General features: G+C 43.1%; 12 protein-coding genes. 4 read left to right on the top strand and 8 right to left on the bottom strand.

The window, feature by feature from the left end:
- Positions 1-2 precede the first annotated feature (2 nt).
- From L1077_RS01115 to L1077_RS01105, 3 genes are read left to right on the top strand one after another with little or no spacing between them, the layout of a single operon-like run.
- On the top strand, positions 3-1,052 hold the full coding sequence (locus tag L1077_RS01115; protein WP_237135235.1) for a type IV pilus twitching motility protein PilT: 1,050 nt from the start codon (positions 3-5) through the stop codon (positions 1,050-1,052).
- Between the two features lie 3 nt (positions 1,053-1,055).
- On the top strand, positions 1,056-2,180 hold the full coding sequence (locus tag L1077_RS01110; RefSeq protein ID WP_211036195.1) for a PilT/PilU family type 4a pilus ATPase: 1,125 nt from the start codon (positions 1,056-1,058) through the stop codon (positions 2,178-2,180).
- Positions 2,155-3,048, top strand: coding sequence for a hypothetical protein (locus tag L1077_RS01105; protein ID WP_237135234.1), 894 nt, complete (start codon positions 2,155-2,157; stop codon positions 3,046-3,048). Before L1077_RS01110 ends, L1077_RS01105 begins: the two co-directional genes overlap by 26 nt.
- A 1-nt stretch (position 3,049) precedes the next feature.
- Here L1077_RS01105 and ruvX read toward each other — a convergent pair whose 3' ends face one another.
- From ruvX to L1077_RS01075, 6 genes are all read right to left on the bottom strand, one after another.
- Positions 3,050-3,505, bottom strand: a complete 456-nt coding sequence (gene ruvX / locus L1077_RS01100; protein ID WP_237135233.1) for a Holliday junction resolvase RuvX — start codon at positions 3,503-3,505, stop codon at positions 3,050-3,052.
- A gap of 4 nt (positions 3,506-3,509) precedes the next feature.
- Complete coding sequence (locus L1077_RS01095; RefSeq protein WP_063360759.1) at positions 3,510-4,067, bottom strand: YqgE/AlgH family protein; 558 nt, start codon at positions 4,065-4,067, stop codon at positions 3,510-3,512.
- Positions 4,068-4,086: 19 nt separating this feature from the next.
- Complete coding sequence (gene gshB / locus L1077_RS01090) at positions 4,087-5,046, bottom strand: glutathione synthase (protein ID WP_237135232.1); 960 nt, start codon at positions 5,044-5,046, stop codon at positions 4,087-4,089.
- Positions 5,047-5,153: 107 nt separating this feature from the next.
- Positions 5,154-5,888 carry a 16S rRNA (uracil(1498)-N(3))-methyltransferase gene (gene rsmE / locus L1077_RS01085; protein WP_237135267.1) on the bottom strand — a complete coding sequence of 245 codons (735 nt, stop codon included), beginning with the start codon at positions 5,886-5,888 and terminating at the stop codon, positions 5,154-5,156.
- A gap of 97 nt (positions 5,889-5,985) precedes the next feature.
- Positions 5,986-6,462 (bottom strand): hypothetical protein, encoded by a 477-nt coding sequence (locus L1077_RS01080; protein ID WP_063360756.1) that lies wholly within the window; start codon positions 6,460-6,462, stop codon positions 5,986-5,988.
- Between the two features lie 46 nt (positions 6,463-6,508).
- The gene (locus L1077_RS01075; RefSeq protein WP_237135266.1) at positions 6,509-7,402 is read right to left on the bottom strand and encodes a DUF350 domain-containing protein; all 894 of its coding nucleotides are present in this window, start codon (positions 7,400-7,402) and stop codon (positions 6,509-6,511) included.
- An 80-nt stretch (positions 7,403-7,482) separates the two neighbouring features.
- On the opposite strand from L1077_RS01075, the gene glnE reads away from it, so the two are divergent.
- A complete protein-coding gene (glnE, locus tag L1077_RS01070; RefSeq protein ID WP_237135231.1) occupies positions 7,483-10,278 on the top strand; it encodes a bifunctional [glutamate--ammonia ligase]-adenylyl-L-tyrosine phosphorylase/[glutamate--ammonia-ligase] adenylyltransferase in 2,796 nt (931 codons plus the stop codon).
- Between the two features lie 19 nt (positions 10,279-10,297).
- On the opposite strand, the gene L1077_RS01065 is transcribed toward glnE, so the two are convergent.
- Both L1077_RS01065 and lpxL read right to left on the bottom strand, forming a co-directional pair.
- Entirely contained in the window at positions 10,298-10,906 is a 609-nt protein-coding gene (locus tag L1077_RS01065; protein ID WP_063360754.1) for a TcpQ domain-containing protein, read from the bottom strand.
- Between the two features lie 31 nt (positions 10,907-10,937).
- Positions 10,938-11,861: an LpxL/LpxP family Kdo(2)-lipid IV(A) lauroyl/palmitoleoyl acyltransferase gene (gene lpxL, locus L1077_RS01060; protein WP_237135230.1), complete on the bottom strand. Its 924-nt coding sequence runs from the start codon at positions 11,859-11,861 to the stop codon at positions 10,938-10,940.
- Positions 11,862-11,985: the final 124 nt, after the last annotated feature.

Here is an 11,985-nt window from a genome sequence, read left to right as displayed (position 1 = left end):
AGATGGATATTACTGAATTATTAGCCTTTAGTGTGCAACATAAAGCGTCGGATCTACACCTTTCCTCGGAAGTTTCTCCGATGATACGCGTAGATGGTGACGTGCGTCGCATAAATATTCCCGCTTTAGAAGCGAAAGACGTAAATAGCTTAATTTACGATATTATGAATGATAACCAGCGCAAGGACTATGAGCAAAATCTTGAGGTGGATTTTTCGTTCGAAGTACCAAATTTAGCACGATTTCGTGTCAATGCCTTCAATACCAGCCGAGGACCTGCGGCAGTCTTCCGTACTATCCCAAGTCAGGTATTAACGTTGGATGATTTAGGTGCGCCGGATATTTTTAAAAAAATATCGGATAATCCGCGTGGGTTAGTATTAGTGACAGGCCCTACAGGGTCAGGTAAATCTACCACGCTTGCAGCAATGGTTGATTACATCAATAGTACAAAACATCACCATATTCTGACTATTGAAGACCCGATTGAATTTGTGCATCAAAATCAGTTGAGCTTAATTAACCAACGTGAAGTTCACAGAGATACGCATAGTTTTAATGCAGCACTGCGCAGCGCGTTGCGTGAAGACCCAGATGTTATCTTAGTCGGTGAGTTACGTGATTTGGAAACCATTCGTTTAGCAATGACCGCAGCAGAAACTGGCCACCTTGTGTTTGGCACACTCCATACTACGTCAGCACCTAAAACTATTGACCGTATTATCGATGTTTTCCCTGGTGAAGAGAAAGATATGGTTCGTTCTATGTTATCTGAGTCCTTGCAAGCGGTTATTTCTCAAACTTTAATTAAGAAAGTTGGCGGGGGACGTGTCGCTGCTCATGAGATCATGCTCGGTGTGCCGGCAATTCGTAACTTAATTCGTGAAGATAAAATTGCGCAAATGTATTCAGCTATTCAAACGGGTGCATTACACGGCATGCAAACGATGGATCAGTGTTTGATGAATATGGTTAATCACGGTTTGATCACAACGCAAGATGCGCACGCGAAAGCGCATGATAAAAACCAGTTTGGTGCGGCAGGATTTTAACGTATGGCTTTAATAGATTATTTACAGTTGATGGTAGACAAAGAGGCTTCGGACTTATTTGTCTCATCTGGGTTGGCAGTCAGTGCAAAAATTGACGGTGAGTTGCGTGCACTTGATGAGGACGTATTAGACAGCGATGGCGCTTTGGCGATGGTTGAGTCTGCCATGTCAGAGACTCAAAGGCAGCAGTTCCATGCTGAAAAAGAATGTAACTTTGCAGTTGCCAACGATGCGGGTCGTTTTCGTGTGTCTGCATTTTGGCAGCGAGATTGCGCAGGTATGGTCATTCGACGTATCGTGACGGACATACCAGATGTGAATCAGCTCGGCCTACCTTCGGTATTGACTGATGTGATCATGTCTAAGCGCGGTTTAGTTTTATTTGTCGGTGGTACGGGTACGGGTAAATCGACGTCTTTAGCTGCATTGCTCGGTTATCGTAACCGAAATCAACGGGGTCATATTCTGACCATCGAAGATCCGATTGAGTTTGTACATGAACACCGCAAAAGTATTATTACGCAGCGTGAAGTGGGGCTCGACACTGAAAGCTTTGAGGCCGCTCTGAAAAGCTCTTTGCGTCAAGCACCGGACGTAATTTTGATCGGTGAAATTCGTTCACAAGAAACCATGGAATATGCACTGAGTTTTGCAGAAACGGGGCATTTATGTGTTGCCACTTTGCATGCTAATAACGCTAACCAAGCTATTGACCGTATTATGCATCTCGTGCCAAAAGAAAAGCATGATAAATTAAAATACGACCTGGCGCTGAATTTGAGAGCGATTGTTGCTCAGCAATTGGTACCGACTTCCAAAGGGGAGGGCAGGGTTGCGGCCATTGAAATCTTATTAAATTCTCCTATGGTTGCTGAGTTAATTAAAAAAGGGGACATAGGCTCAATTAAGGAAACTATGTCTAAGTCTAAAGAGATGGGCATGCAGACTTTCGACCAAGCGCTGTTTGAGCTGTATAAAGCACAACGGATAAATTATGCCGATGCGCTACATCATGCTGACTCACCGAATGACTTACGCTTGATGATCAAGCTGCAAAACAACGAGCAAAAAGGTGCAGGGTTTTTGCAAGGGGTTACCATTGATGGCCTGGACAGCAAGAAAAACTAAGCTGCTGGGCTTTATTGCTTGTTATTATTTGAGCCTAGTTAATATATGCTGGGCTCAATCAGACTATGTGGATATCTACATCAGAGATGATGTATATATGAATTACACGGCATTATTGTCTGGGCGCTCACCACTTGAAGTCGATAATTTTGGTGGGCAGTTCGTTCGTCGAGATGTCATTGATATGGTGCTGTTACATCAAGCACTTCTTTTAGGTGGCTTTAACAAGCCATTTCGTTACCGCCCCGGAAATGTTAATTTCCGAGATTCAAACTTACTTGTTCAGGGTAAGCAGCTATTGAGCTTTGATACTTATTGGTATGAAGAAACGCAGCTCAAAGCGCATAAATTGTTTGTCAGCGATCCGGTGATCCGCAAAGGCGAGTTTTTTGCAGGTATCTACTATGCAAAAGATAATAAACGAATGAAGCGCATTCAAAGACCAAGTGATTTGCAGCAGCTTACAGCCGTATCGTCAAGCCGTTGGCCAGTCGATTGGTACACGCTGAGTCGGTTGCCTCTTAAAGAGCTGGTGGATGAGCCTAACTGGTCTTCCCAAGCTCAAATCGTGAATAAACAGTGGGCTGATTTTATGTTGATCCCCTTGATGCCCGTATTAGGAAACGACTTTCAATTGGCGAACATCAATCTAGTGTCTCATCCCAAATGGGTTGTGTTACTTGATAGCAGCCGCCATTTTGTGGTCTCAAGGCTTCACCCAGATGGTGAGCGTGCTTTTGACGCGCTGCAGAAGGGTCTAAAAAAGCTGCGTAAACAGGGAAGGATCCAAGATGCATATCGTCAAGCTGGATTGCTCCCTGATCTGACTAAATATAAGCAATTAAATGTGTTAGAAGGTAAAGAGTAAACTACTCTTCATCCCACAACTGCTCAAAAAAGCTCTCTAAAATAATCACCGCAGACATACCATCAACGTTATCTTTTGCTAAAGAGCGATAACCGCCTTGGTCAAACAATCTAGCTTTGGCATCGGTTGTTGTAAGACGCTCATCTTGTGTTTCAACGGGTAGACGGTAATTGTTATGCAAACGATTAGCGAACTTCTTTGCGGAAAAGGTGACTTGTTGATTGGTGCCATCCATATTGAGTGGCAAGCCAACCACTAATAAATCGGGTTTCCAGTCGTTAACGTGCTGCTCAATATCAGGCCAATTTGGAATGCCATCTCTTGCCTTTACTGCGCCTAGGCTGGTGGCTGTACCTGTGACTTCTTGGCCAATGGCCATACCAATACTTTTTGTACCAAAATCAAACCCCATTACGGTGCGTTGACCTTTTGGGGTTTTTGGTTTTTTGTTACTCATTCTGTTATGCGTGTCCTGCTTGGTTGCTAAGCTGTGCGATATCTATGCCCAGCATACTGACGGCTTTTTCCCATCTTTTTTCTGGTGGCGTGCTGAATATGATTTCCGGATCGGCTTGAATAATAAGCCAAGAGTTCTCTAAGATTTCTTTTTCCAGTTGGCCTTTTTCCCACCCGGAATAACCGAGCGTAATGATAAAAGCATCTGGACTATCATGATAGGTCAGAGATGCAAGTACATCTTTAGAGGTCGTTATCATGATGTCTGAGCTGAGCTCTTTACTTGAGGCATAGCCTATTTTGGGTGTATGTAACACAAACCCTCTGTCCGTATGCACCGGTCCACCAGCAAAAACCGTTTGCTCGGCAGCACTACTGTCCTTGTCATTATCGATTTCAATTTGATCGAGTAGTTCACCCACAGTGACATCAATGGGGTGATTTACTATCAACCCCATTGCGCCTTCTTCGTTATGTTCACAGATGTAGGTGACGGAGCGTTTGAACATCGGGTCCTGCAAGTTAGGCATTGCGATAAGGAAGTGATTAGCTAATGATTGCATGCGAGACCCCTTCTATGATTTAACTTTCAGTATGGTTGAGTTTTGCTTCAATCGCATCAAAAAACTTGTCCATAATAGATATATCGTACGCAGCTTCAATTTCCTTAACACAAGTCGGTGCGGTCACGTTGATCTCGGTGAGCTTATCGCCAATGATATCTAAGCCCACAAATAGCAACCCTTTTTCTTTTAGAGTTGGTGCGACTGCCTCAGCAATTTTGCGATCACTGTCACTAATAGGTCTTGCTTCACCACGACCGCCAGCAGCCAAGTTGCCGCGAGTCTCGCCACCTTGTGGGATACGCGCTAAGCAATAAGGAATGACTTCGCCATTAACGACTAATACGCGTTTATCCCCTTGCTTTATTTCAGGGATATAATTTTGCGCCATCGCAAATCTGCTACCGTGCTCTGTCAGTGTTTCACAGATCACACCGATGTTAGGGTCATTGTGTTGCACTCTAAAAATAGAGGCGCCACCCATACCGTCGAGTGGTTTTAAAATAATATCTTGATGTTTATCTAAAAAGGCTCTGATCTGTGCTGCGCTTCGAGTAACGAGTGTGTCAGGTGTGTGCTCACTGAACCAAGCTGTGAAAAGCTTTTCATTGGCATCTCTTAAGCTTTGCGGTTTGTTAACAACTAGGGTACCAGCTAATTCTGCGCGCTCTAGGATATAGGTTGCGTAGATATATTCAGTGTCAAAAGGCGGATCTTTACGCATCAAAATCACATCGAGGTCACTTAATGCGATGTCTTGCTTATCTTCTAATTCATACCAACGGCTTTCATCATTAAACACACGGGCTTTTGCGGCCGTTGCTCGACCTTCACCTTGGTACATGTACAGGTCGTCCATTTCCATGTAATACAGCTCAAATCCACGTTGTTGAGCTGCCATCATCATGGCAAAACCGGTATCTTTTTTGATATTAAAACCACTGATTGGATCTGAAACTATTCCAAGTTTGACTGCCATCGCCGTTACCTTATGTGTTATTTTCGATGTAAGTGAATAAGTGCTTAGCAGCCAAATCACCATGGCTGGCTGCTAACTTACTATAATATGAGGGCTTATAAACGGATTTAAAGGGCCAAATCTCCAAACTGTAACTGTAAAGCACTTAAAACAGTTAATGCAGCGGTCTCAGTTCGTAGCACTCTAGGCCCAATTTTTATGTCGATAAACCCTTGCTCTGTTGTGTTAGTCATTTCTTCATCAGTAAAGCCACCCTCAGGCCCAACTAAAAAGCGCACACCTTGCTCCGGAGCTGGCAAAGTCTTGATAGAGTGATCTGCTCTTGGGTGTAAAGTGAGTTTGAGTTCTTTACTTTGCTGACTTAACCATTGCTCTAACGTGATAGGCGGGTGCACGATGGGAACGAAGTTCCTCCCTGATTGTTCGGCCGCAGAAATCGCAATTTTTTGCCATTGCTGATGTTTTTTGGCTAGCCGTTCGCCACTGAGTTTCACACCGCATCGCGTGGTAAATAATGGTGTTATTTCACTGACACCAAGCTCCACTGATTTTTGGATAGTAAAGTCCATCTTATCACCACGAGAAATACCCTGACCAAGATGAACTTTTAGAGGTGACTCGACGCATTTATCGACAAATTCGAAAGGGGTAACTTCGACAGTTTTTTTTGAGATAGCGGTGATCTTTGCTAAGTATTCACCACCTTGCCCGTTAAACAGACTGACGTGTTCACCTTCTTTCATTCTGAGTACACGTGCAATATGCCCTGCAGCATCCTCATCTAAAGTCGTAGGTTGATTAATGACTAAGTCCGATGGTTGGTAAATATGTGGAATTCGCATAGTGTTGAACGTCTCAATTGAATATGCGCTCATGTTAAGGTTTTCGTGGTCATGAGTCTAGAAAACATGACTGATGATTGAGTATGGTGTCACAGCGTTAATCAGTGGTATCTGTTTTCAATACAACAAATTCGCTAAATGTATCGTGCTTGGTTGCCGCTAAACTAGAATTACACGTCAGGTGGTTATTGTTAAACGCGTCATTTACTCGGTGATAATCGTAGCCATTGGCTAATTGTTCAATGGTGTAACGTTCTGCGTGCAGTGAATTAAAGATAAACTTTTGCTTTTCGTCTGCTAGATTGTAGTCGAGCGCATAAATGAGCACCCCTTGGATTTTGTGGTGTTCATGTAAATAGGTGGCGAGCTCAGAGACGCTTATTTCATTGTCAAAGTCACAGTAACTGTAATCCTTGATTTGATCTTTAAACATCATTTTGAGCATCTGCTTTGTATTGTCGCCAGCGATAATTAATTGACTAGGGGTGTCAGGGGCGAGAGATTTAACAAACTCGACAAATTCCTGACTAAACTCCCAGTTGCTGTCTACAAGTAAAAAGTTATCTAATTTCAAGGACGTAAGTCTCCAGAATTAAGATATCCATAATCTAGTTAGGCGTTTAAATTGAAAACATGTTTATTAGTAAATAGCCCATGCTACAAAAAACAGCAAATTCTAAGCAGGCAATCCCAATATTATCTTGGTGGTCAACCTCTAAACCTATATCTACTTTTGGCAGCACAATGACGACCATTAAACGGCTAAATACGTACAATAAAAACCACATAAAAATAGAATGCATGACCACGGTGAGTAGGTTATCAACGATTTTATCTGGGTAGCTTGGTGCGCTGTGTAATCCAGCATAAATAGCCAATGCTAAGCCAATCGTCTTGCCAGCATAGCGGATCCCTATCGACGTATTGGCCAAACTAAAATTATACTGTAAAGATGCGCCTTGATTTTTCCTTGCAAATCGAGATTCACGTATCTTGCTATCAAGTGCAAAGACACCCTGTAAAAACAAAAAGCAGATGCTCACGATAAGTAGTGCTTGCGGTGAATTTGGCGTTAACCAGTGATACAAGCCAAGTACCAAAATGCAATTGCCAATCAGCATGCCAGAATCGACAAGCGCTGCGCAGACGTTCTGTTTGAGGATGGCTTGTGTCTCGTTAAAGCGGTACAGGATCCACTTCCTATGAATAGCTTGGCCAATATAGATAAATAACCAAATCAGTATAAGTGGTAGCACGATCTGAGTATGTAACCGTGACAATTCAAATGCCTCTAAGTGACCAAAAAAATATCCGGTACTTGCACATAACACCGCAACTTTTGCTGCATAGTTAATGCCTAGCGCGAAGTTGTCATGTTGAGCCAACTCTTTTTTTAAATGCATTTTGGCACGCATTTGAACCGTGACTCTCAGACACATTAATGCCACAAAGGCGAGAAATAAACCGCTTAAAAAGGTCAAAAAATTGCTGTTTTCTAAAGACAAGTAACTCATGCTCGGTGTAAGGTTGTTGTTATTTAGCGTTACTATAACATCGCACAACAAATGAGCCATAAAGCACTGGAGGTTTTTCTATGGAACAAGGCCAATTAAGTCCCGAGTTAACAGCTTTAGCGCAGCAGCGTTCTACTGAGCTATTTCCTGGACACGCTTTAAATCCACAAGCTTTGAGGCTATTGGCACTCAGTGACTTTGCTTATCGCATACTCTCTCAACACCCACAGTGGTTGGATTGGTTACTTGATGAAAACGCGATGAATTGCCGAGATATAAATCCTGCACTGACCGGCGAGCTGGAAGTGTTAACAGAGGCACAGTGCTTTGCTCAATTAAGAGTTTACCGCAAACGGTTTTGGTTAAAACTGATGTGGCTTGATTTGGTGATGTGTAACGATATTGCTGACAGCATTGAATACCAATCGAGACTTAGTGAACAACTCATTGATAGTGCTAATCAATGGGCATTTGCTCAAGTCGCTAAAAGCAATGGTATGCCACTGGATGATGCGCAATCACCGCTACCTATGCTTGTTTTGGGAATGGGAAAGCTGGGCGGACAGGAGCTGAATTTTTCATCTGATATTGATTTGATATTTACCTATCCACTGTCGGTGAAGACGCAAGGTGGTCGCCGCAGTATCGAAGCGCAAGTTTTTTATACTAAGGTGGCCCAAAAGTTAATTGCTTCGCTTGACCAGCGAACAGCAGATGGGCAAGTGTTTAGGGTTGATATGCGGTTAAGGCCATTTGGAGAAAGTGGCCCTTTGGTCATGAGCTTTTCTGCGATGGAAGATTACTATCAAGATCAAGGCCGAGAGTGGGAGCGTTATGCGATGCTCAAAGCGCGCTTGATCGGTCAACCAAACCCGCATTGGGGTGAGTTTAAAGCGTTAATCAAACCTTTTGTATTTCGTCGATATATTGATTTTTCTGTGATTGAATCGCTGCGCAAAATGAAACATATGATAGCGCAAGAAGTAAGAAGAAAGGGGCTGATCAATAACATCAAATTAGGTGCTGGTGGGATCAGAGAGGTTGAATTTATTGTTCAAGCGTTGCAAATGATCCGAGGTGGACGGGAACCTGATCTGCAGACGCCGTCACTGTTAGTTGCATTGGGCATATTAGCGCGACAAGAGGTGATCCCGAGTTCTGTCGCATCAGGATTGAAATCGCAGTATTTGTTACTGCGCCGGGTTGAGCAGTACTTGCAAGCTTTTAATGACGAACAAACACAAACTTTGCCGGATGACACGCTGAACCAAAGCCGATTGTGCGCATTGTTAGGTCTGCCAGAATATGCGCAGCTGGTGGATTATCTTGAACAGGCTCAAGCCCAGATAAGGGCTGAGTTTTCTCAGGTGATTGGTGAGGAACCCCATGATACGCAGACCTTAAAAGCATGCTTTATCTCTGCTTGGGAATATCAGGATGTGAGCTACCTAGACATCGAATTCAGTGAGCAAGCGCACAGTTTGTGGCAAAACACCTTAAATCTTTTTTACACCGACATAACCAAAAAACAGATAGGTGTGCGAGGGCGCGATGTGCTTGATAAGCTTATGCCTTTGGTGCTCAGTGAAATTACGCCATTAAACTCACCGCAAGTATTAGAGCGTGTGCTTGGCGTGATCTCTAAAGTCGCTTCTCGTACTGCTTACCTAGAGCTGCTTTATGAAAATCTAGGCGCCCTTAAGCAGCTAATTAAGCTGTGCTCTCACAGCGCATGGATTGCACAACAGATTGCACGATATCCTATTTTGCTAGATGAGCTTATTGACCCTGCTGTGCTTTATCGTCCGCTACCACTCAATGCATATTACAATGAAATCCAGCAGTATTTTTTGCGTATCGATCCTCAAGATCTTGAGCTGCAAATGGAAGCGCTCCGTCAATTTAAGCAAACGCAGCAACTAAGAATAGCCGCTGCGGATGCAACTGGGGTGATAGATATTATGAAAGTCAGCGATCACTTAACGGCTTTAGCTGAATCAATTGTTGCTAAAGCCGTTGATATTGCATGGGGGCAAATGACAGCGAGGTACGGTGCGCCTCAGGGGACCACCTCAGAAGCAAAAGGCTTTGCGGTGATAGCATATGGTAAAGCTGGTGGATTTGAATTGGGATACGACTCGGATTTGGATCTGGTGTTTGTCCATAACTGTGATGGGCAGAGCAAAACCACAGGTGATAAATCAATCGCCTCAAGACAGTTTTATCTTAAAATGGCGCAGCGTTTGATGCATTTATTTAATACCCGTACGCTTTCGGGGATTTTATATGAACTAGATACCCGGTTGAGGCCAGAAGGGAATTCAGGCTTACTTGCCATTAATATTGAAAGCTATCACCAATATTTACGTGAGCAGGCTTGGACATGGGAACATCAGGCACTGGTGAGGGCGCGTATGATAGTAGGCGAAGAAGTGATGGCGAAACGCTTCTATACGATTCGACATGATATTTTGTGCCAGCAGCGTGATACAGCAAAGTTGCAATCGGATATTGTGGCAATGCGTGAAAAAATGCGCCAACATTTATCTCAGGACTCTTCGCTTGTGTTTGATTTAAAGCAAGGTCTGGGTGGTATGACGGATATTGAATTTTTAGCACAATATCTGGTATTAGCATTCGCCTATGACTACAAAGCCTTAACACGCTACTCGGATAATATTCGGATTTTTGAACTGGCCAGCCAAGAATCAGTCATAAGTAGTGATGAAAAAAGTACGCTTACACAAGTTTATTGTCAGCTAAGAGAGCATTATCATCTTAATAGTTTGAATAGTTCAGGTAAAATAGTGGATGCTTCACTCATGTCTGAGCAAAGCAAATATATTAGAGAAATTTGGCAGGCCTACTTGCAGTAGTAGGCCTTAAAATCAGCACTTAGTTTGTTAATCTGCGACAATTTTCACGCACGAAGACGGAGGGTTTTTCTGTTATCACAGCGGCACGTTGGCGGTGGCAGAAAAAGGTATATACCTCGAATTCAAAATCATCATTGATGGCACGACCGACTTGATACAGGGCACTGACAAAATCTGAGTCAACGCGAAAGTTTTGTTTTACAACATAATCTTTACTCAGGTACCAAAATAGTTCGATGTCTTCTTTTTTTGCATAATTGGTGAGTACGCTTTTTAACGTATTACCCATCTCAAAACGGCGAGGTTGACTTTCTCCCGTCCACCTTTGATGCGTCGGCTTCACAACGAGCCCGCGCTGAGCGAGTGCATCATCGAGTGGGAAAGTGGGTTTACCAATATCCATCACAAATTTTTCCCGCTCAGTGTCACGTTCATTAACGCGGTTTCTATAATTAGCGTAAAACTGTGATAGGCCTTGGGCCGCGGCATTTGTCGTTTCCTTGAACTCCATTTTTGGTATATTACCGTATAAAAAATAATACGCTGCCCACACGAGTACTGCGCCTAGTGTAAGGTGCCTAGTCCAAAACCACATTGCCGATATTCGTTTTTTATTTTTTCTAGCCATTTTATTTTAGTTCGACGTCGTTGATTAATTTCTAATAATACGAAGGCGCATCTTTATCAGGTCGTGTTTTGAAGCGCCTATGTAACCACATATATTGCTCAGGTGCTTCCATGATGGATTGCTCCATTCGCTTGTTGACTCGAGTGACATCATGATTTTCATTATCACTTGGAAACTCAGCCATCGCTGGCTTAATAGTGATATGGTATTTACCTTGTTTATCACGTAAACCCACTAAGCTCAATGTCTCACACTTTTTACTAGAAGCAAATAGCAATGTACCAGTTGTAGTTGCTGCATCTGGCACAGCAAAAAATGGAGCAAATTCGCAGCGCTTTCTACCATAGTCTTGATCTGGCAGGTAATAGCATACCTTTTTATTATGAAGCGCTTTGAGCAACCCTTTTACATCTCGTTTGCCGATTAAAAATTCGTTAGAGCGTAATCGGCCCTTGGTCATGAAATATTCCATAAGAGGGTTATTATGGGGGCGATAAAAACCAATACCTTGAGTATCTGTGCCCAGTACTCTTCCTAACATTTCTAAATGCAGCATATGCGGCACAAGGAGTAAGACACCTTTGCCATTGTTACGTGCAGTTTCAAAGTGCTCTAACCCTGAAATCGATCCGACTGCGCGCTTAACTCGCCATTCAGGCCACCACCAAGCCATGCCGGTTTCGAATGTGGCAATGCCGGTATTTTCCATATTTTTTAATACCATGGCATTTCGTTGTTGCTCGTCCATGTCAGGAAAGCAAAGCTTAAGGTTGACTTCTGCAATTTTGCGACGTTTTTTCAAAAAGCGATGCACAATTCGACCGAGCAGCCTGCCAAGCATGAATTGCATATTTTGTGGTAGCCAAGACAAAGAGTATAAAACGATAACACCGATCCAAGTTAGCCAGAACTTAGGTGCTAAAAATTGCAGTTTAAATGTTGGATTATGGACCAAGTGAAATACTCTCGTACAGCTTTAAAAGAGCGTAGTTTATCGATAACGGCTGTGATGCTCAAGTGGCGGGAGAGAATGGTAGGAAATATCAGACCAGCGACCTGCTGATCTGATATTGAATGCA

The sequence above is a fragment of the Pseudoalteromonas luteoviolacea genome (genome assembly GCF_021654285.1).
In the GTDB taxonomy this organism is placed as follows: Bacteria; Pseudomonadota; Gammaproteobacteria; order Enterobacterales; family Alteromonadaceae; genus Pseudoalteromonas; species Pseudoalteromonas luteoviolacea_J.
This window is presented reverse-complemented; position numbering and strand designations above follow the sequence as displayed.